General features: G+C 57.6%; 18 protein-coding genes, 3 tRNA genes and 1 pseudogene. 14 read left to right on the top strand and 8 right to left on the bottom strand.

Annotation, left to right across the window (positions count from 1 at the left end):
• Positions 1-27: 27 nt before the first annotated feature.
• Together SELIN_RS03625 and SELIN_RS03620 are read left to right on the top strand one after the other, a co-directional pair.
• Positions 28-1,269, top strand: a complete 1,242-nt coding sequence (locus SELIN_RS03625) for an MFS transporter (RefSeq protein ID WP_013505340.1) — start codon at positions 28-30, stop codon at positions 1,267-1,269.
• A complete protein-coding gene (locus SELIN_RS03620; RefSeq protein WP_013505339.1) occupies positions 1,253-1,732 on the top strand; it encodes a methylated-DNA--[protein]-cysteine S-methyltransferase in 480 nt (159 codons plus the stop codon). Before SELIN_RS03625 ends, SELIN_RS03620 begins: the two co-directional genes overlap by 17 nt.
• Here SELIN_RS03620 and SELIN_RS03615 read toward each other — a convergent pair.
• On the bottom strand, positions 1,729-2,037 hold the full coding sequence (locus tag SELIN_RS03615; protein WP_013505338.1) for a hypothetical protein: 309 nt from the start codon (positions 2,035-2,037) through the stop codon (positions 1,729-1,731). The two genes, SELIN_RS03620 and SELIN_RS03615, sit on opposite strands and share 4 nt — an antisense overlap.
• A gap of 319 nt (positions 2,038-2,356) precedes the next feature.
• On the opposite strand from SELIN_RS03615, the gene SELIN_RS03610 reads away from it, so the two are divergent.
• The 3 genes from SELIN_RS03610 to SELIN_RS03600 are packed head-to-tail and all read left to right on the top strand — an operon-like array spanning position 2,357 to position 6,646.
• Entirely contained in the window at positions 2,357-3,082 is a 726-nt protein-coding gene (locus SELIN_RS03610; protein WP_013505337.1) for an ABC transporter ATP-binding protein, read from the top strand.
• Positions 3,079-5,439 (top strand): ABC transporter permease, encoded by a 2,361-nt coding sequence (locus SELIN_RS03605; protein ID WP_013505336.1) that lies wholly within the window; start codon positions 3,079-3,081, stop codon positions 5,437-5,439. Before SELIN_RS03610 ends, SELIN_RS03605 begins: the two co-directional genes overlap by 4 nt.
• Positions 5,440-5,449: 10 nt before the next feature.
• Positions 5,450-6,646: an efflux RND transporter periplasmic adaptor subunit gene (locus SELIN_RS03600; RefSeq protein ID WP_013505335.1), complete on the top strand. Its 1,197-nt coding sequence runs from the start codon at positions 5,450-5,452 to the stop codon at positions 6,644-6,646.
• A 971-nt stretch (positions 6,647-7,617) separates the two neighbouring features.
• Here SELIN_RS03600 and SELIN_RS03595 read toward each other — a convergent pair.
• The 4 genes from SELIN_RS03595 to alr all read right to left on the bottom strand — a co-directional run bounded on the left by SELIN_RS03595 (position 7,618) and on the right by alr (position 11,855).
• Positions 7,618-9,189 (bottom strand): MlaD family protein, encoded by a 1,572-nt coding sequence (locus SELIN_RS03595; RefSeq protein WP_013505334.1) that lies wholly within the window; start codon positions 9,187-9,189, stop codon positions 7,618-7,620.
• The gene (locus SELIN_RS03590) at positions 9,186-9,923 is read right to left on the bottom strand and encodes an ABC transporter ATP-binding protein (RefSeq protein WP_013505333.1); all 738 of its coding nucleotides are present in this window, start codon (positions 9,921-9,923) and stop codon (positions 9,186-9,188) included. Before SELIN_RS03590 ends, SELIN_RS03595 begins: the two co-directional genes overlap by 4 nt.
• A gap of 81 nt (positions 9,924-10,004) precedes the next feature.
• Positions 10,005-10,775 (bottom strand): MlaE family ABC transporter permease, encoded by a 771-nt coding sequence (locus tag SELIN_RS03585; RefSeq protein ID WP_013505332.1) that lies wholly within the window; start codon positions 10,773-10,775, stop codon positions 10,005-10,007.
• Between the two features lie 3 nt (positions 10,776-10,778).
• Positions 10,779-11,855: an alanine racemase gene (alr, locus tag SELIN_RS15220; RefSeq protein ID WP_013505331.1), complete on the bottom strand. Its 1,077-nt coding sequence runs from the start codon at positions 11,853-11,855 to the stop codon at positions 10,779-10,781.
• 210 nt (positions 11,856-12,065) lie between these two features.
• Here alr and SELIN_RS15215 point away from each other — a divergent pair, with 210 nt between their 5' ends.
• From SELIN_RS15215 to ilvC, 7 genes are all read left to right on the top strand, one after another.
• Positions 12,066-12,461, top strand: coding sequence for a desulfoferrodoxin family protein (locus SELIN_RS15215; protein ID WP_013505330.1), 396 nt, complete (start codon positions 12,066-12,068; stop codon positions 12,459-12,461).
• 24 nt (positions 12,462-12,485) lie between these two features.
• A complete protein-coding gene (locus SELIN_RS03570) occupies positions 12,486-12,671 on the top strand; it encodes a hypothetical protein (protein ID WP_013505329.1) in 186 nt (61 codons plus the stop codon).
• Positions 12,672-12,838: 167 nt separating this feature from the next.
• On the top strand, positions 12,839-14,353 hold the full coding sequence (gene nadB / locus SELIN_RS03565) for an L-aspartate oxidase (RefSeq protein WP_013505328.1): 1,515 nt from the start codon (positions 12,839-12,841) through the stop codon (positions 14,351-14,353).
• Positions 14,354-14,432: 79 nt separating this feature from the next.
• A tRNA-Gly gene (locus SELIN_RS03560) sits at positions 14,433-14,508 on the top strand.
• Between the two features lie 10 nt (positions 14,509-14,518).
• Positions 14,519-14,592 (top strand) — tRNA-Cys (locus SELIN_RS03555).
• Positions 14,593-14,633: 41 nt separating this feature from the next.
• A tRNA-Leu gene (locus SELIN_RS03550) sits at positions 14,634-14,721 on the top strand.
• 195 nt (positions 14,722-14,916) lie between these two features.
• Positions 14,917-15,939 carry a ketol-acid reductoisomerase gene (gene ilvC, locus SELIN_RS03545; protein ID WP_013505327.1) on the top strand — a complete coding sequence of 341 codons (1,023 nt, stop codon included), beginning with the start codon at positions 14,917-14,919 and terminating at the stop codon, positions 15,937-15,939.
• Positions 15,940-16,006: 67 nt separating this feature from the next.
• On the opposite strand, the gene nifT is transcribed toward ilvC, so the two are convergent.
• Positions 16,007-16,207, bottom strand: coding sequence for a putative nitrogen fixation protein NifT (gene nifT, locus SELIN_RS03540; RefSeq protein ID WP_013505326.1), 201 nt, complete (start codon positions 16,205-16,207; stop codon positions 16,007-16,009).
• Positions 16,208-16,758: 551 nt separating this feature from the next.
• Positions 16,759-17,079 (bottom strand): annotated as a pseudogene (locus SELIN_RS03535) (nitrogenase component 1); the annotation flags it as partial.
• A gap of 98 nt (positions 17,080-17,177) precedes the next feature.
• Here SELIN_RS03535 and SELIN_RS03530 point away from each other — a divergent pair.
• On the top strand, positions 17,178-17,495 hold the full coding sequence (locus SELIN_RS03530; protein WP_198007093.1) for a transposase: 318 nt from the start codon (positions 17,178-17,180) through the stop codon (positions 17,493-17,495).
• Positions 17,492-18,337 (top strand): IS3 family transposase, encoded by an 846-nt coding sequence (locus SELIN_RS03525; protein WP_041725906.1) that lies wholly within the window; start codon positions 17,492-17,494, stop codon positions 18,335-18,337. Before SELIN_RS03530 ends, SELIN_RS03525 begins: the two co-directional genes overlap by 4 nt.
• Positions 18,338-18,393: 56 nt before the next feature.
• Here the strand turns inward: SELIN_RS03525 and nifK are convergent, their stop codons facing one another.
• On the bottom strand, positions 18,394-19,590 hold the full coding sequence (nifK, locus tag SELIN_RS03520; RefSeq protein WP_041726462.1) for a nitrogenase molybdenum-iron protein subunit beta: 1,197 nt from the start codon (positions 19,588-19,590) through the stop codon (positions 18,394-18,396).
• Positions 19,591-19,621: the final 31 nt, after the last annotated feature.

Genomic DNA, 19,621 nt, shown 5'->3' with positions numbered 1-19,621 from the left:
CAGCTGCACAATCCGCAACGAGGACATATGCGAAGCTACCTGGATCTGATACGAAAACACCCTGGACTCCTGGCGTTTGGTTTCTTTGGCACCTTTTTTTCCGGATTCGGTCAGACCTATTTTATTTCACTTTTCAACACCGATATCCGCGATGCTTTCTCCCTGAGCCACGGTGAATTCAGCATGATATATTCACTGGCAACCCTGGCCAGCGGCGTCAGTTTGATCTGGCTTGGCCAACTTGTCGACCGCATCAGACTGCAAACCTTTGTCATCGCCGTCTGCCTCGGTCTGGCTTTCGCGTGCGCTCTGCTGGCAAGCGCCTCCACGTGGATCATTCTGCTTCTGTCCATATTTCTGCTGCGCCTCCACGGCCAGGGGTTGATCTCCCACGCCGCCATCACTACCATGGCTCGCTGCTTTCACACTGCTCGCGGCAAAGCCCTGAGTATTGCCGCCATGGGATTTGCTGCAGCAGAAGGTATTTTCCCTGCCGTGGCAGTAATGGTCGTCGCCATTACCGGCTGGCGCACCGGCTGGGGCATTTTCGCCGCGATCCTCGTCTTCGTCGCTTTGCCCTGGCTGCTCTGGCTCCTTCGCGGTTCCTCCTGCGCACTCATCCAGGAAGCACTTCCTGACGGCACAAGCCGTGACGGCACCCCTTCCTGGAGCACCCGCCAAGTGATACGCGACCCCCTTTTCTTCCTGATAATCCCGGCCGCAACCGCGACTCCAGCCATTGTCACCGGCATCTTCTTTCATCAGCTATTTATCGCCGAGCAGAAAGCATGGTCCCTGAGTCTTATCGCCAGCGGCTTCAGCCTGTTTGCCATAATCCACATTCTCAGCATTTTTTTCATGGGACCTCTTGTGGACCGCCTTGGCGCCCGTACCCTTCTGCCTTGTATTCTTCTCCCCATGGCGCTGGGGGTCACCTTGCTGGCGTTCCTCTGCCACCCCTTTATTCTCTTCCTCTATATGGCCCTGGTTGCCATCACTCTGGGCAGCGCCCATCCGGTCATCAATTCACTGTGGGCTGAAGCTTACGGGACACGTTTTCTCGGCTCCATCCGGGCACTGAACCAGGGCATCATGGTTGTCTCCACCGCCATAGCCCCTGTACTCATGGGGCTTGCCATCGACGCGAACATATCACTGCAAACCATCGCCCTGGCCATTACTCTTTATATTCTGGTGTGCACAGGGCTGGCCACCACCGGGGCCATACACCTCAAGCGAAGGGAGGATAACCGTGAAAAGCTGTACTGAGTACCAGCAGTCCCTGCCGACCCCTCTGGGAACCCTGTATATCAGAGCGACCACAGACGCCATTTTCAGCGTCAGCTTTGATGACAACACCTCAGCACAGGAAGGTACAAGTAACCACCTGACCCGCGCCTGCAGCATCCAGCTGCAGGAGTACTTCGACAGCCGGCGCAGGTTTTTTGATCTTCCCCTCGCCCCCCATGGCAGCGCATACAGCCGTACAGTATGGCAACTCCTGCGGGCAGAGATCCTCTGGGGCCAGCAGATTACCTATGGGGAACTGGCCCGGCGGGCAGGCCGCCCCGGCAGTGCCAGAGCAACAGGACGGGTTGTGGGAGCAAACCCCATTGGCATTATCATTCCCTGCCATCGGGTGGTTGCGGCACATGGAGGACTGGGTGGCTTCGGCTGGGGTATCGAGCGAAAAGTGTGGCTGCTGAACCACGAAAAAAAGCAGGGGCTCTAACCCCTGCTTTCCGATGAGCGGACAAGTTGCGTGATGGGCTTATTGGCATGGGCACCAACGATCTGCGCGATTTCCATATGATTATGGGGGCTGCTGACCAGATCCAGGTAGGTGGAACCAATCAGTTCCGTCTTATACAGTCTGAAGAGTTCGCCGTCATCCTTGACAACCACATTCCAGGTGCGCGAATCGGCAAAAACCACCACGTACTGGCCCACTGGCTCAGAACGCTTCATGGGAGCCAGAAACGCCAGCGCCACCAGTGCCACCGTGACAACCATCGGGATGACGATTTTCTTTCTCATTGGTAACCTCCTCCTGCATTCGCAGGAAAAAAAGGTCCGGGATTGTGCAGATCCCGGACGATGAGTGAGGAGTAAAAACCACCTGAAATGGCGATAAAATCAGGTAAGAGTATTATGGAAAAATGGGCCGGGAAAATCAACCCAAAAATCCCGCAACACCTTATTTTGAACCATATTGACACATTTATTTTACCCGGCGAGACCCTTCCCTCCATGGCGGTTTTGTAACTTTCTTGACCGGTCATGATAATGGTTTTACTATGTATCTGAAACAGCCACGCCATTCACTCAACACCCACAACTCCCTGGAGTGGTTTCCATGCAAGCCGTTTCCAACGACAAATCCGCTATCTTTGAAACCCGCAACCTGGTGAAAACCTACCCCATGGGCGAGGTCACCATCCACGCTCTGCGGGGAGTGGACTTACAGCTCTATGCCGGCGAGCTGGTGGTTCTGCTGGGTGCTTCGGGGTCGGGCAAATCCACCCTGCTCAATATCCTTGGCGGGCTGGACAGCGCCAGCGACGGCGAAGTGCGCTACCGTGACCAACTGCTCAGCAGTGCCAGCGACCAGGTGCTGACCCGCTTTCGCCGGGAGCATGTCGGTTTTGTCTTTCAGTTTTACAACCTTATTCCCAGCCTCACCGCCCGTGAAAATGTCGCCATCGCCACGGAGATCAGTCCCAGCCCCATGACCCCCGAAGAGGCCCTGCAGCTGGTGGAACTGGGGGATCGCATGGATCACTTCCCCGCCCAGCTTTCAGGAGGGGAGCAGCAGCGGGTGGCCATTGCCCGGGCCATTGCCAAGAGGCCTGCCGTTCTGCTGTGCGACGAGCCAACCGGTGCCCTGGATTCCCGCACCGGCGTGCTGGTGCTGGAAGCCATAGAGCATATCAACCGCGAACTGGGCACCACCACCGTCATCATCACCCACAACGAAGTCATCGGCCACATGGCTGATCGCGTCATTCGCCTCAGTGACGGACAGATTGCCGATACCCAGGAGAACACGCACCGCCTTCCTCCCCGGGAGCTGCACTGGTGAGCGCCCTGCACCGCAAGCTGCTGCGCGATCTGCTGACCATGAAAGGTCAGGTTGCCGCCATCGCCGTGGTGATTGCCGCCGGCGTCATGGTGCTCATCCTCTCGGTGATGACCCTTGACGCCATCACCCTCTCCCGTGACCGCTTTTATCAGGAGCAGCATTTTGCCCACATATTCAGCGAAGTCAAGCGCGCGCCAGAGGGTGTGGCCGAGCGACTGCGCCTGATCCCCGGGGTCAGTCAGGTGCAGACCCGTGTGCTGGCACCGGTACGTCTGGAAGTGGATGGATTTTCCGATCCGGTGCGCGGATTGATCCTCGCGTTGCCCGATGGCCATCAGCCGGATCTCAACCGCGTCTATCTCCGGGAAGGGAGCCTCCCCCAGCCAGGCTATGCCGACCAGGTACTGATCACCGAAACCTTTTCCCAGGCCCATCAGCTCCACACGGGAGACCAGATCAGAGCCATCATCAATGGGCGTCTGGAAACCCTGACCATCAGCGGCGTGGGCCTCTCGCCAGAGTTCATCTATCTCCTGGGGCCCAATGACCTCATGCCCGACTACTACCGCTATGGCGTGCTGTGGATGAATCGTCGCGCTCTGGCCAACGCCCTCGACATGGATGGCGCCTTCAACAGTGTCCTGCTCAGCCTGCAGTCCGGCGCTGATATGGACACGGTGATCGACGCCGTCGACCTCATCCTGGCGCCCTACGGCAGCATTGGCGCCTATGGCCGCCATGATCAGATTTCCCACCGTTTTCTGCATGAAGAGCTGAACCAGCTGCGAGGCATGGCCATGGTACTGCCGGCCATCTTCCTGGGCGTGGCAGCCTTCCTGCTGCACGTGCTCATGGGCCGCATTGTCCACACCCAGCGCCAGCAGATTGCCGTCCTCAAGGCATTTGGCTACCGCAACCGGGAGATCGCTCTGCACTACATTCTGCTCACCAGCCTGATCGCCGTGCTGGGCAGCCTGCTGGGCATCGCCCTCGGAATATGGGCGGGCCAGGGTATGGCGGGTATCTACGCCGAATACTACCGCTTCCCCGTCATGAGCTTTCGACTGCAGCCTTCCACCCTGGCACTGGGATTGGCTGTTGCCTGCGGAGCAGCGATCCTGGGAGCTTCGCGGGCGGTGCAGAGCGCCGTCTCCCAGGCACCGGCCGAAGCCATGCGCCCGCCTGCGCCGGAACGCTTCCAGCGAGGCTGGCTTGAACAGCTGGCGCTGGGACGTTTTCTGGGGCAGACCAGCCGCATCATCGTGCGCACCCTCTCACGCCATCGGGTCAAAGCCTTTCTCACCGTGACCGGCATCAGTTTTTCCGGTGCGCTCCTGCTCATGGGCAGCTACCAGTTCGGCTCCGTCAGTTTTCTGCTCGACCTGCAGTACCGCAAGGTTCTTCATATGGATCTGAACCTGGGATTCTCGGAACAGATGCCCCAGAGAGCAGCCGCCGAGCTGCGCGCTCTGCCGGGCGTCTCTTTTGTGGAAACCTATCGCAATGTGCCCGTGCGCCTGATTCATGGACGCAAGGACTATCGCACCGCCATCCAGGGCATGGAGGCGCAGCCCCAGATGCATCGCCTGCTGGACGCGCGCTACCAGCCCATAACCCTCCCCCCTGAAGGCCTGCTGCTCAGCAGCTATATTGCCGGCTATCTGGACGTGCGGGAAGGTGACATGGTGGAACTGGAAATCATGGAAGGCCACCGGCGAACCATCAGCGTCGCCCTGGCGGGCACCGTGGACGACCTGATCGGCGTGGGGGCCTATATGGAACGGCGCGCCCTCAACCGCCTGCTGCGGGAGGGGCCTGTGATCTCCGGCGCCTGGCTCATGACAGATCGCAGCCTCGAAGAGGAGCTTTTCCCACGCCTGTGGCAAATCCCCGCCGTAGCCAGCATCGGGCAGATATCCAATGCCGAGCGCGTTATCCGCACCTACATGGAGGACACCATGCTGGTCTTCATGGGCATTCTGCTGGTCATGGCTGGTTCCATTGCCTTTGCCGTTGTGTATAATAATGCCCGCATCGCCTTTGCCGAGCGGTACCGGGAGTTGGCAACCCTGCGGGTGCTGGGCTTTACCCAGGCAGAAGTCGCCTGGGTTCTGATCGGCGAAGCAGCTCTGCTGACGTTTCTGGCTATTCCGCTGGGCTGGCTGATCGGCACCGGCTTCGCCCTCATGGTCAACGAGGCCTTCAGCAGTGAACTGTTCCGACTGCCCCTGGTGGTCAGCCACCAGGTCTATGCCTTTGCCGCCCTCGGCGTCCTGCTGGCGTCGTCCTTATCCATCCTGCTGATCCTGCGTCGCCTGAAGGATCTGGACATGGCTGCCGCCCTGAAAACCGAATAAGGAAACCACCATGAATCGAAAAAAGAAAATAACCACTGCCATCTTTCTCCTGGCCCTCGGTGGGCTGCTCTTCCTGGCCCTCATGCCTTCGCCGGTTTCAGTCTCGACCAGTGCCGCCCGCCACGGCTATTTTGCGGAATATGTGGAAGATGAGGGCTATACCCGTCTGCGCGACACCTATACCATTTCCGCGCCCATCAGCGGCCTGCTGCGCCGCTTAGAGCTGGAACCGGGCGACCAGGTCACCGCCGGTGACGCCGTGTTCACCATTGAGCCCGCCCCGGCACCGGCGCTGGATGTGCGCACCCGCGATCAGGCCCGCGAAAACCTTCTGGCCGCCCGTGCCCGCCTGGAAATGGCCCGGGCCGAACACCACAGCCGTGATGTGGAAGCCCGTTTTGCCGAAAGTGAGTACCTGCGGCAGCAGCAGCTATTCCAGCGCGACATCATCGCCGATAATGTTCTGGAGAAAGCCCTCAGCGACCAGCAGCGCAGCCGCGCTGCTGAACAGGCAGCAGCCGCCGCCGTTGAGGTGGCCCGTTATGAAATGGAGAATGCCCGCGCCGTGCTGGAGGTCACCGAAGGCACCCGGGTCAGCGCAGAAGATACCCTTCTGAGCATCCAGGCGCCGGTCAGTGGCGTTGTGCTGCGCCGCGACCGCTGCTGCGAAGGAGTGATTCAGGCCGGTGAGCCGGTGCTGGAAATCGGCAACCTGGACCAGCTGGAAGTTCAGGTGGATGTACTCTCCATGGATGCGGTGCGCATTGCGAAGGGTATGCGGGTTCTCCTGGAGCGCTGGGGAGGCGGCGAAGACCTGGAGGGGCGAGTGCGCCGTGTTGAACCGGCGGGATTCAAGCGCGTTTCAGCCCTGGGAGTAGACGAACAGCGCGTGCCGGTGCAGGTGGAAATCATCTCACCCCGCCTCCAGTGGCAGAATCTTGGAGATGGCTTCCGCATTGAAGCGCGCTTTGTGTTGTGGGAAGAGGAGGAAGTCCTTCAGATTCCCACCAGCGCCCTCTTTCGTCAGGCCGATGGCTGGAAGGTCTTTACGGTGGAAAACAGGCGGGCGCGACTGCGCGCAGTGGATATCGGCCGTCGCAGCGGCCTGAGCACGCAGATACTCTCCGGTCTGGCTGCCGGCGAGCTGGTTATCACGCACCCTGGCGACCAGGTAGCCGACGGGGTGCGGGTAAATGCCCAGGATTAGCCGCCAACAAGAACACCCCTGAGAGCTTACTGACTGAAGTTTCGCACCCCCGAAACGGCAGGTTGTCGGCGCCGACCCACATGCCATGCTGAAATGGAGGAAATGGTTCTGCACAGACTGCGTCGCTTGACATTGCCCTCTCCCTGTTTATGAGTTTCTTTTGCCACTTTTGGGTCGCCAAAAGTGGCTGGGAAGCGGCCCCCAGTGCTGCCCTTATCAGCCGTCCGCTCGCCTGGAACTGGGGACCGCAAACAACCGCCCTCCGTGGCTTTTGGTTTGCGGTTGCCGCCCTCGTGGCGGCAACCCTGCGGGTCCATCGCGTTATACAGGCAATTGAAAAGCTCTCAGGTGCAAGGCGCGGGCAAAGCGAGGAGCGAGGCGTACTCCCTGTACGTCGCAGTGACGAGCACTGGCGAGCAACGCAGCAGATGATGGCTTTTCAGCAGCCTGACAGTCGGCGCGTCCTGGCTGGGCCAGCCCACGGGGGAGAGACAGAAGCAGGCCGTTCCCCCCTGAGCCCGTCCGGTGAGTGCGAAGCCTGACTGGCAAGACCCGCACGGGACACTCACAGGAAGTGAGTGGTCCGGCAGCACTGCAGGGAGGCAGTGTCTGTCGGATCTCCAGAACAGGCGAGCTAACGATCCGGAAAAACGGGCGTTCGGGGGGGCGTTTTTGGGTCCTTTTTGCGCGGTCAAAAAGGACAATATCCGGAAACAAAAAGTGAAATACAAGATAAGTCAAGCATTCAAAATCAATACAGTTTCAGCGCGATAAATGTCAGAATAATAACACCTTAACCTAAGACAACAAGATGCGAAACTTGAGTTACTGAAATACCTCAAAACCCGCAGGCAATTGAAAATGTTCAGATGCAAGGCGCTCGCGAAGCGAGGAATGCAGCGTACTCCCCGTACGCTGCAATGACGAGCGAATGCGGGCAACGCAGCAGATGGTTTTTTTCAGAAGCCTGCTCAGGGCAGTGACATGCCACCCAACAGGTACTTGATGTACTCGTCGGTGAAGGTAAAGGCGACGCCCACAAAAGGACTCTTGCGGTGGTCGTTCAGGGGATCATCATAGCCGGCAGTGAAGAAGAAGTTCTCTGACAGGTAGAGATCGCCGTAAAACTTCAGGTGTGTCTCCATGTCGTCCTGGCGGGGCGAGAAGTCAAACGCTTCAGCCGAAACCCGCAGGCGACGATCAAACCAGGGGGGCACATAGGAAACACCGGCGCCAAAAGTAGTCTCCATCAGGCCCAGGCGGAACTCCAGGTTCTCCCGAGGCACAAAGCCGAACATCGCATTGAACTCGAAGGAGTAGTCGTTCTTGTCCTCCAGCGTGGTGGTATCGCTGGTCACGGTTCCCGTGGTATTGTCGGTCACGACCGTGCGTTTGATGGTGCGGGAATCGCGCCCGAAGGGCGTAGCCACCAGGCCGATATCGTAGAAGCGGTTCGTGCCCTCGGGGGTCAACCGCACGTTGAAGATGCCGCGATTTTCCGACTGCTCGGTCAGGAACTCCGAACGCACGGTGATATCAGTACGCAGGCCGCCGATCATCCCCGTCATCTCCTCTATGCCACGGCTGGCTGCCAGCAGGCTTTCGTGGAGCTCATCGGTATTCACCAGCTTGCCCAGGGTTCCATCGCCAGTGTTGATCTTTTCCGTAATTTCGCTGAGGTGGCGCGACGTGGTGCTCAGGTCGCCGCTGAGCTGCCCGAAATTGTGAGTGGTGGTGCGGATATCGGCGCGATTTTCCGCCAGGATACCGTGCAGTTCGCCAAAGGCCCCATCGGCACTGTCAAAGGCACTGCGGGCACTGCTCATCACTTCAGGTGTCTGCTGACGCAGGCTGCGGGTCAGCACTTCCATGTTCTCGATCAGCGCGTTGATATTGTGCTCGTTGCGGGTGGTGATCTCCCGCAGGGTTTCGGTGATATGGGCCACATTGTCCAATGTGCGGTTCAGGTTCTCCTGATTGGCCGCCACAATCTGGCTCAGGTTGAAGCTCAGCTCACGCAGGTAGAAGATCATCTCGTTGATGTTTTCATTGGTCTGAGGGCTGCCGATGGAGGTTCGCAGGTTTTCGGTGATCTGCGAGACATCAGCCGCCACCTTGCCCAGGGTGGCCATGAGATCCTCGGTGCCCTCGCGACTGTTGAAGTGCTGGCTGCGCTGCCCATCGCCCAGAAAAGCCCTGGCACCGGGCACATGGTCAATACTCAGGTACTTTTCCCCCAGAACCCCCTCGGTGAGAATACGGGCTGGCGCGTTCTCGGCCACCGGATACTTTCGCTCCACGGAAGCGCTGACGATAACCTTTCCATTTTCCAGCAGGATGCTTTCCACGGAACCGATGGAGACCCCCGACATCTTGACCCGGGCTCCGCGATTCAGGCCTGCCACATCCTCAAAGGCAAACTCAACGGCGTAGTAGTTGTCGCCGTCAAGGCGCAGATCTCCAAGCTGTACGCTGGCGTATGTCAGCAGGGCAAAGGCCACAATGACCAGCAGCCCCACCTTGGCTTCGGCAGTAATATTCATAGCTCTCCCTTGACGTCATAGGCAATGAAGGACTGTATCGTCTCGTTGTCAGATTCCAGAATCTCCTGGGGAGTTCCTGCGGCCAGGATATCGCCATAGTGGAGCATGATGATCCGGTCAGCCATTTTCAGAGCACCCTTGATATCATGGGAGATGACAATGGACGTCGTCCCCAGTTTGGCGTTGGTATCCAGAATCAGTCGGTTGATGGAACGGGTCATAATGGGGTCAAGGCCCGTCGTGGGCTCATCGTAGAGGATATACTGGGGATCAATGGCAATGGCGCGGGCCAGGCCCACCCGTTTGCGCATCCCTCCCGAAAGCTCGGAAGGCAGGCGATCCTCAACCTCCCCCAGGCCGACCATGTCCAGTTTTTCCCGCACGCGGGCGCGGATTTCCGCCTTGCTCCAGCGGGTGTGCTCGCGCATGGGAAAGGCGATGTTCTCCTCCACAGTCATGGAGTCAAAGAGGGCCGACTCCTGAAAAAGCATGCCGAACTGCCGCCGGAAGTTCAGCAACTCACGGCTGTTCATGCGACCAAGTACCTGGCCGTCAAACTCAATGGTGCCGCTATCGGGCTCCATGAGCTTGATCAGGTGTTTCAGCAGCACCGACTTGCCGGAACCGGAACCGCCGATGATGACCGTGATCCTGCCCTTTTCGATGTCAAGATTCAGGCCTCGCAGAACATGGTTCTTGCCAAAACTTTTATGGAGATCGCGGATACGTATCACCTGAGCTGCAACTCCTGTCTTTCTCCTGTCGCCCCAGTATAGCACAGCGCTTTGCGGGCGTGAGACTTTTTCAGCATCCCGTCAGAACATCAGCGCCGTCAGAATATAGTCCACGGCCAGAATCAGCGTGGAAGTCAGCACCACCGAAGTGGTGGTGGCCTGGCCCACCCCGGCAGCACCCTTACTGGCGTTCATGCCGATACCGCAGCACACAGAGCCCATGACCAGGCCAAAGGCCGCCGACTTGATCAGGCCGTTGATGATGTCGCCCATATCCACAAAGATGATGATCTGATCCACAAAGACCACCGGGTTGATCCCCAGCAGTTTTACCCCCACGAAGTAGCAGCCGCCGATAGCGACGGCGTTGGCCACCATGGTCAGCACCGGCAGCATGACAAAGCTCGCCAGAATACGGGGTGTGGCCAGATACTGGTGCGGGTCCACCGCCATCGTGCGCAGGGCATCGATCTGTTCCGTCACCTTCATGGTGCCAAGCTCTGCCGCCATGGCACTGCCCGCGCGGGCCGTCACCATCAGGGCCGTCAGCACCGGCCCCAGCTCACGGAAAATCGCCAGGGCGGAGACCGCTCCCACCAGATATTCAGCGTGAAACTGACTGAAGCCGATATAGAGCTGCAGGGCCAGAACCATGCCGGTAAAGGTTCCCGTCAGCAGCACCACGAAAATGGAGTTGACACCGATGGATTCAAACTGTTTGAAGATAACGCGCAGACGCAGGGGAGGACGGAAGAGCCACAGCGCCGAATGCAGGAAGGTGAAGAAGATCATCCCCGAAACCTGCATAGCATGGTACATTCCCTGTCCCAGGGAGTTGAGAATACGCGTCATGACCTAGGCTCCCGTATAAATCCGCTTCACCCTCGGAGAAATCCCGCAGAAAACCTCATAGTCGATGGTTCCCATGAGTTCGGCCAGCTCGGAGGCGTATATGCACTGCCCACGCTGTTCACCGAAGAGCACCACCTCATCCCCGCGGGCGGGCTGAATGTGGGTCACATCCACCATACTCATATCCATGCACACCCGCCCCACCTGGGGGGCATACTGTCCATTTACCAGGACGCGGGCCTTGTTGCTGAGCAGGCGGGAATAGCCATCAGCATACCCGGCAGCCACTGTCGCCACAAGCATTTCCCGGTCGGCGACAAAACTGTGGCCGTAGGAGATGCCCTCACCGGGGAAAACCCGCTTCACCTGGAGGATCTTCGTTTTGAAGGTCATGGCTGGCCGCAAGTCAACCGTCTTGTCGGCAAAGGGGTTTCCCCCGTAGAGCATAATGCCCGGACGAGCCAGGGAACCGAGATTATCCAGGGTGAAAATCCCCGCGCTGTTGGAAAGGTGTCCCAGCATTCCCTCCTGAAAATATGGTTCCAGACTGCGGTAGAAGAGATTTTCCTGGGCGCCGATAGTGGGTGAACCCGGTTCGTCGGCACAGGCCATGTGGGTCATGATGCCGCGCACGGCAAAACCCGCCTCGGTCAGGGTGCGATAGACCCAGGGCAGCCGATCGGGACGAAAGCCCAGGCGATTCATGCCGGTATTTATTTTGATGTGCACGGGAACGCTGATGCCCTCGCGCACCATCTCTTCAATGTTCTCTTCACAGTACACCACCGTGGTCAGATTGAACTCGCGCAGGGCCGCAAACTCGTTGGGGAATGAGCCGCTCATGATCAGGATATCCCCATGGATACCCGCCTTGCGCAGTTTTATGCCCTCGTGGACCCTCGCCACCGCGAAATGGGTGCAGCCCTCGCTTTGCAGGCACAGTGCCACGGGAACATCGCCGTGGCCATAGGCGTCGGCTTTGACCACTCCGACAATTCGGGTATGTCCAGCCCGCTGCTGCAGCAGGCGAAAATTATGACGGATATGGGGCAGATGAATTTCGCAGAATATGGTTTTCACAGTCTCTTCCGTTCGGAGAAATGAATGGCAAATGGGCAGATTAGCAGCATGGACAATATTTTTCAAAAGGATTTTACGCGCTGTCCCTGCTGGCAGTTCCCGAAATTTTCCGCACGCTGTCCGTGCATCGGAGCGAGAATTCTGATATTTTTTCCTGAAATACGTCGTCGCAATCCTGCCGTTCCCCCTGAACCACTGGAGGAAACATCCATGAACCTCAGACGTCGCGATTTCATGAAAACCCTGGCGGCCTCTGCCCTGGCCACCATTGCCCACCCCCCTGCCCTGGCGCTGGCAAACCGCACCTCCGTCAGCCTGAGCGCCCCCGACCGTGCCCTCCGGGGCGCTGCCATCACCATCACACTGCACGTCACCCACCGGGGCAACAACTTTATCCACTTCACCAACTGGGTACTCCTGAAAGCCGATGACCAGGAAATCGCCCGCTGGGAATTCTCGGCCTTTAACCGGCCTCCCAGTGAAAACTTCACCCTGGAAACGACCCTGGAAGTGCAGCAGACCGTACAGCTCGTGGCAGAAGGCAACTGCAACCTCCACGGCAGCGACGGCAAAGCCTTTCACACCATTACCGTTACCGACTCCTGAACGACTCTTCCTGAGGAGATCTGCATGACCATAGCCGGTATTTCCATTATTCTGCTGCTGGGAATTCTCATCTTGGCGCTGCTGGCCTTTCAACTGCTCAGTGGAACGCGCCGCATCAAGGTTCCCTTCGGACTTCACCGCCAGGTTGGCTTCGTTATCATGGCGCTGGCAATGATCCACGGTTTCCTGGCAATCATGGCGAACCTGTAACCAGCTGCGCAAACGCACCCCTGGTGACGCTGCCCCGCGCCTGCGCATCCATTTCCCCTGGGCGCAGCATCAAAAACTGCGCTTGTGCTTGAGGCGTAGCACAACTTGCCCTATAATGCCCCGTTTTCAATTCTACCCATTTCCTGCGGGGAAAGAGGCACAACACCATGGAACCTTTCGATTTTATCGTCCTTGGCGGCGGTGGCGCCGGCCTGACTGCGGCCCTGACCCTGGCCGAGGAAGGCTGCCGGGTACTGGTTCTCAATAAATCATTCCACAAAGAGACAAATACCAACTACGCCCAGGGTGGCGTCGCCGTAGTGCTGGACCCCAGCGACAGTTTCAAACTTCACCTGGAGGACACCCTCAACGCAGGAGCCCACCTCAACAACCGCTCAGCCGTTGAGTACCTGGTACGCTCCGGACCTGGCCTCATCCAGAAACTCATCGACTGGGGCGCCTGTTTTGATCGCGACGAAGCCACCGGGGGCCTGCTGCTGACCCGCGAGGCGGCCCACAGCCTGAACCGCATCATCCATGCCAACGGTGACGCCACCGGCCATGAAATCCAGCGCGCCATGACCGCCCGCGCGGCCGCCATGGATGAAATAACCCTCTGGGAAAACGCCCGTGCCATGGAGTTGCTGCACCACGACAATCACGTCTACGGGGTGCGATTCATCAAGGATGGCAAAGGCTATCAGGCCACGGCCAAGGGCGTCATCCTGGCCACAGGTGGACTGGGCAGAATTTACGGACTGACCACCAATCCTGACGTGGCAGCGGGCGACGGCATCATCCTGGCCCTGCAGGCCGGTGCCCATGTGGCCGATATGGAGTTCGTGCAGTTCCACCCCACCGCCCTCAATATCGACGGCTGCCCACCCTTCCTGCTCTCGGAATCCATGCGTGGCGAAGGCGGCATCCTGCTCAACCACGCGGGAGAACGCTTCATGGAACGCTACAACCCCATGCTGGAGCTGGCACCCCGCGATGTGGTAAGCCGCTCCATCCATTTCGAAATGGAAAAGACCGGGCAGAAAATCTCCCTCCAGGTGAGCCACCTGGGTGAGGAATTTGTCCAGAAACGCTTTCCCACCATATACGAAACCTGCCTGCAGTATGGCGTGGACATCTCCCGCGAGCCCGTCCCCGTCTCCCCTGCCGCCCACTACGCCATGGGAGGGGTACTGACCGACATCACCGCCCGCACCCACGTATCCGGCCTCTACGCCGCAGGCGAAGTTGCCTGCGCTGGCGTTCACGGCGCCAACCGCCTGGCCTCCAACTCCATCCTCGAAGGGCTCGTCTTCGGCCAGCGCGCCGCCATCAGCGCCCTTGAAGACAGTTACAGCCTCCAAAACCCCCTCCGGGATTTCCAGGAAGACCACAGCCCCATCAGCGACACCTTCGGCAGTATCCCCGCAGACCTGCAGAAGACCATGTGGAAGAAAGCGGGTATCATCCGCTCCCGTGAACTGCTGGAAGAGGGCATGCGAACCATCGCCGCCATGGACACCCCCTACGCAATGCTCGGCGCAGCCATCATGAATGGGGCCCTGCGCCGGCGCAAGAACATCGGCGCCCACTATCGCATTGACTCCCTGGAGAGCGCCTCCGACAGCATGCAGTATCAGGCGGACCTGAAGACGCTGAAACGCTTTATGGACCGTTATCGCTGAAAACCTGCACCGGATTTGGCACCGCGGGAAAAATAGTGTTGACACCTGTTTTAATTCTGGTATAACACCATCCGTTCGAGCGGGAATAGCTCAGCTGGTAGAGCACGACCTTGCCAAGGTCGGGGTCGCGGGTTCGAGTCCCGTTTCCCGCTCCATTTTTATTTTGGCGGCATGGCCAAGTGGTAAGGCAGAGGACTGCAAATCCTTTACCCCCAGTTCGAATCTGGGTGCCGCCTCCACTCTTTTTCCGTTTCACACCCACGTAATACTCCATGCACCTGCCCGGGTGGCGAAACTGGTAGACGCACAAGACTTAAAATCTTGGGAACTTTATGTTCGTGCCGGTTCGATTCCGGCCCTGGGCACCAGATATAACGCATAGCAACCCTGCAAGCCCATTGCAGGGTTTTTTACATGGAACGGACACCATCAGCCCGAAACCCCGCACACGATTTTCCCCCTTGTATTTTCAGCCCCGAATCCGTATAACTCTTTGATTGGCCGCTGGGAGCAGGCTTTTTCCGGCGCGCAGGTGAACCATTTAAGTAACGGAGGAATAGATTATGGCAATGACGGTGTACTACGACAAAGACTGTGACCTGAATATCATCAAGGGCAAGCAGGTAGCCATCATAGGTTTTGGCTCCCAGGGCCACGCTCACGCGGAAAACCTGCGCGACTCCGGTGTCAGCGTAACCATCGGCCTGGGCCGCAAGGGCCCCTCCTGGAAGAAAGCCGAAGCCAAGGGTTTTGAAGTGGCGCTGGTTGCCGATGCCACCAAGAAGGCTGACCTGGTAATGGTGCTTATCCCCGATGAGCTGCAGGCTGGTGTCTTCGCCAATGAAATCGCCCCGAACCTCAAGCCCGGTTCTGCCCTGGCTTTTGCCCACGGCTTCAACGTGCACTTCGGCCAGATCGACGCCCCTGAAGGTGTGGACGTGATCATGATCGCCCCCAAAGGCCCCGGCCACACCGTGCGCAGCGAATTTGCTGCTGGCGGCGGCGTGCCCTGCCTGATCGCCATCGACCGCGATGCCACAGGCAAGGCCAAGGAGCTTTCCCTTTCCTACGCCAGCGCTGTTGGCGGTGGCCGCAGTGGTATTATTGAAACCACCTTCAAAGACGAAACAGAAACAGACCTCTTCGGCGAGCAGGCAGTTCTGTGCGGCGGCACAGTGGCCCTGGTTCAGGCTGGTTTCGAGACGCTGGTGGAAGCCGGTTACCCCGAAGAGATGGCCTACTTCGAGTGCCTGCACGAGCTGAAGCTCATCGTCGACCTGCTCTACCAGGGTGGCATCGCCGATATGCGCTACTCCGTTTCCAACACCGCTGAGTACGGCGACATGGTTACCGGCAGACGCATCATCACCGACGAAACCAAAAAAGCCATGAAGGAAGTCCTCAAGGACATTCAGGAAGGTCGCTTTGCCAAGGACTTCATCCTGGAGCGTCAGGCTGGCTACCCCCGCATGCACGCCGAGCGACGCATCCTGGCTGATTCCCAGATCGAGGAGACCGGAACCCGTCTGCGTTCCATGATGCCCTGGATTCAGAAGAACAAGATCATCGACAAGGACAAGAACTAGTCCTTGCAGGCTGCTGAAACGCCAAAGCCCCCGCAGAAAACTTCTGCGGGGGCTTTTTTGCTGTGAGTTACAGTTTTTTTGCATCCAGCGTCTTGGGCAGCCGTGGCTCTTCGTCCATGGGCTCGATATAGAGCTGCCAGCCGTTAGCCAGGGTGAAAGTTCCACCGAAACCACCTTCGGGGGCGATATCCACCACGCTTTCTTCCAGATCCTTTTTGGGAACGTAGACGGAGTAGGTGTCGTTGGATTTGCTGAGGATAATTTTCATGTCACATTCCTTTACCGGTTACTTTACGTGTGTTGGAAATTGCTTTCGGCAGCCGAAGAATTCCTGCCACCCGCTTCGCTTGACGAAACAGCCGACGAAAAAGGCAGTCAGAGAAAAGACAATATCTCTCGCCCGTTCGCTGCGCTCACTTAAGACGCTAAGAGCGCCAAGGAAATACAAAAGAATTGATTTAGCTACCCATCTTCTCTGCGTCCTTTGCGGCTGGGCGAGAGGAAATTGCCTTTCATGCATTCAAATACCTGAATGATTCAAGGCAGTCAAACTCCAGAAACTTGCCACAGAGACCACAGAGAGCAGCTGTCTTCCTTCGTGTACTTCGTGGCTTCGTGTGAGGCTCTGCCTTTCGTCTGGTGTTCCTGTCCTGCCTTTGTCTGTGGCGAAAGACTCTTCTGCCGCCTGTTTATAAACCCACCACCCCGTCGCTTCGCGCCACCCCTCCAGTGGAGGGGAATTGAGCTTCGGCTCTCATTGCAACAAAGCCCGCGCCTTTGGGGGTGCGGGCTTTGTGCGTTGGAAAGCAGGGGTCGGGGTCAGCGTACCAGGTCGAAACTGGGGGTATCGATGGTGGCCCGGTCCGTTTCGTCCAGGATGGTGTTGACGATCCAGGTGAGAAGGTTGATTCCCCCCTGATAACCAAGAATACTGTATCGGTGGAGGTGGTGCCGGTCAAACAGGGGGAAACCAACTCGTATTAATGGGGTTTTGGTGTCGCGCCACAAGAACTTGCCGTAGGAGCTGCCAATGAGGTAATCCACGGGCTCGGTGAACATCAGGGAGCGCAGGTGCCACATGTCCTTTTTCGGGTAGATGGTACAGGCTTCGCCCTGGGGGAACTCTTTGAAGAGGGCTTCGCTGTCTATAATGGGCCCAGTAAATCGGACAGGGGTTTAAGTTTGGCAAAGTCATCGGAAGTGGCGTAGATTGACCTGATCCAAACATCACCTGGAGAGTGACTATAGTGCAACGTAAGACATTTACCAATGAGTTCAAAGCCAAGGTAGCCCTTGAGGCGCTGCGTGAAGAAAAGACTGTTCAGGAGCTGGCTCAGGAGTATGAGGTTCATCCCCAGCAGATCAAGGAGTGGAAGAAGCGTGCTCTGGAAGCCATGCCTGATATATTCGATCGTCCCAACAAGAAGAAGGGCAAGGACAAAGAGGATCGCAATGTTGACGCCCTTTACAAGCAAATTGGCATGCTTCAGGTTGAGAAGGACTTCCTAAAAAAAAAGTATGTGCAACTCTACGGTCACGAGCCAAAAATGCCATAGAGCCAGGCCATAAAAACCTGAGCATACGGATGCAGTGCAAGTTGCTTGGCATCAGCCACTCGACCTACTATTACCAGTCACGTTCGTCGGCGCTGGAGGAATCTGATCTTGAAATACTGAAGGTTGTTCTCAGGGTGCTGCAAGACATTCCCACCTTCGGTTATCGCAAGATAGCCATACAGCTCAATGAGGAACATGATATGGCCGTGAGTTCCAAACAGGTGCGGCGCATTATGCACAAGCATGGGCTGCGTGCGATTTACCCCAAACCCAATCTTTCACGGGCCAACAAGCAGCACAAGAAGTATCCGTACTTGCTGCGAGGATTGAATATCTGGCTTCCCAACCAGGTTTGGGCCACTGATATCACGTACTTGAAGCTTGGCGCCAAGACGGTGTACCTGACAGCTATCATAGATCTGTTCAGCCGCAAAGTACTGAGCTGGCGCATCTCCAACACCATGGATACCTGCTTTTGCCTCGAAGCACTGGATGAAGCCATCAGACGCTATGGAGTCCCTGGGATATTCAACACCGACCAGGGAAGCCAATATAGCTCAGAGGCATTTACGCAAAGACTCAAGAGTCACGGCATCAGAATCAGCATGGACGGCAAAGGCAGAGCCCTTGACAATGTCTACGTAGAGCGCCTTTGGCGCAGTGTGAAATACGAAAACATCTATATCAAATGCTATGAGAACATGACCGAACTCAAGGAAGGAGTAAAGCGATACTTCACCTTCTACAATAGCAGAAGGTTTCATCAGTCTCTTGACTACAGAACACCAGACAAAATGTACATGTCAGTATTTAGAATAAAGGAGGAAAAGCTTGCGGCATAGGCTGCAATAAGAAAACTTAAACTTCCTCGAAATATGTCTGGACAACTGGGCCCACTTTAGTCCTTCTCCCACTTCTTGACCGAGTTGGTGACGAGCACGTGCTTGGCTTCGCCGCCCAGCTCCAGCACGAAGCGGGTCAGGCCATAGGCCAGGTCGGGGTCGGCATTGATGGCGAAGGTTTTGCCAAAGATCCAGTAGTAGGAGTCGGCAATGGCGTCGATGAAGCGCCCGCGCTCCAGGCTCAGCTCTTCGGGTATTTCCTTGCCGGTCAGTTCGGCAATGGCCATGATCAGTTCGTCGGAGCCCTTGATGCCGATGGGGCTAACCACCCGCACTTCCTGCTCCCACTCACCCTTGATGAGCTGGGTGGTTTTTGGCAGGGCGTACTTCTGCAGAATAAGCGTACCACGGGCATTGGGAGCGTTTTTCAGGTCCTCTATGCTGGTGCCGCCGCGGTACATGTGGTACTCGCCATCGGTGGGAGAATCCAGCACTTCGGTGGGATCGCTGAGGATCACGCACTCGGCTCCGAAGAGCTTGAAGATGCGCTTGATTTCGCTGTAATTGCCCAGGTAGGTGTCAAAGCCCAGGATCACGTTGATGGCTTCGCTCTTGGTCTCACGCTTCTCACCCATGGAGGAGAGAATGGCCAGCATCATGGCGTCGTAGCCAGTGATGTGGGAACCCACAAAGGATGGCGTATGGGCAGCAGGTACGGGCAGCTCCTGGGGAATGTCGCCCTGATCCTTGGCGTTTTTGGTGAAGGAGCTGAGGTCGTCACCAATGACTTCGGCCATGCAGGTGGTGCACAGGGCGACCATCTCCGGCTTGTAGAGGGCATAGGCGTTTTTCAGGCCCTGGTACATGTTGTTGTGACCGCCAAATACCGCCGCGTCTTCCGTCATGGAGTCGGATACCGCTGGAAAGGGCTCCTTGAAGTGACGGGAGAAGTGGGAGCGGAAGTAGGCGGCACAGCCCTGGGAACCGTGCACATAGGGCAGGGTATTGGCAAAGCCGATCCCGGCGTAGAGCGCACCCAGCGGCTGGCAGGCCTTGAGGGGGTTGATGGCGAGGGCTTCGCGAGCGAAGTTCTTTTCCTGGTATTCCTTGGTCTTGGTGTATTCCAGTACCCGGTTCACTTCTTCAGGCGAATGAGCGTTTTCATAGGCCTTCTTGCGGGCGAACATGTCCTGGTACTGCTCGCTCTGGAACAGGTCCACATGGTCCATGCAGGCGGATTTCTGGGGGCTCATGGTGTTATCCTTTCAGGGGGTTCGTTGTCAT

This window comes from Desulfurispirillum indicum S5, from assembly GCF_000177635.2.
GTDB classification, from domain to species: Bacteria; Chrysiogenota; Chrysiogenetes; order Chrysiogenales; family Chrysiogenaceae; genus Desulfurispirillum; species Desulfurispirillum indicum.
This window is presented reverse-complemented; position numbering and strand designations above follow the sequence as displayed.

Coding starts and splice junctions, on each gene's coding strand:
- ilvC (WP_013505327.1), top strand. CDS start 14,917: ATGGCAATGACGGTGTACTACGACAAAGACTGTGACCTGAATATCATC.
- nifK (WP_041726462.1), bottom strand. CDS start 19,590: ATGAGCCCCCAGAAATCCGCCTGCATGGACCATGTGGACCTGTTCCAG.
- SELIN_RS03615 (WP_013505338.1), bottom strand. CDS start 2,037: ATGAGAAAGAAAATCGTCATCCCGATGGTTGTCACGGTGGCACTGGTG.
- SELIN_RS03610 (WP_013505337.1), top strand. CDS start 2,357: ATGCAAGCCGTTTCCAACGACAAATCCGCTATCTTTGAAACCCGCAAC.
- SELIN_RS03625 (WP_013505340.1), top strand. CDS start 28: ATGCGAAGCTACCTGGATCTGATACGAAAACACCCTGGACTCCTGGCG.
- SELIN_RS15215 (WP_013505330.1), top strand. CDS start 12,066: ATGAACCTCAGACGTCGCGATTTCATGAAAACCCTGGCGGCCTCTGCC.
- SELIN_RS03595 (WP_013505334.1), bottom strand. CDS start 9,189: ATGAATATTACTGCCGAAGCCAAGGTGGGGCTGCTGGTCATTGTGGCC.
- SELIN_RS03600 (WP_013505335.1), top strand. CDS start 5,450: ATGAATCGAAAAAAGAAAATAACCACTGCCATCTTTCTCCTGGCCCTC.
- SELIN_RS03570 (WP_013505329.1), top strand. CDS start 12,486: ATGACCATAGCCGGTATTTCCATTATTCTGCTGCTGGGAATTCTCATC.
- nifT (WP_013505326.1), bottom strand. CDS start 16,207: ATGAAAATTATCCTCAGCAAATCCAACGACACCTACTCCGTCTACGTT.
- SELIN_RS03585 (WP_013505332.1), bottom strand. CDS start 10,775: ATGACGCGTATTCTCAACTCCCTGGGACAGGGAATGTACCATGCTATG.
- nadB (WP_013505328.1), top strand. CDS start 12,839: ATGGAACCTTTCGATTTTATCGTCCTTGGCGGCGGTGGCGCCGGCCTG.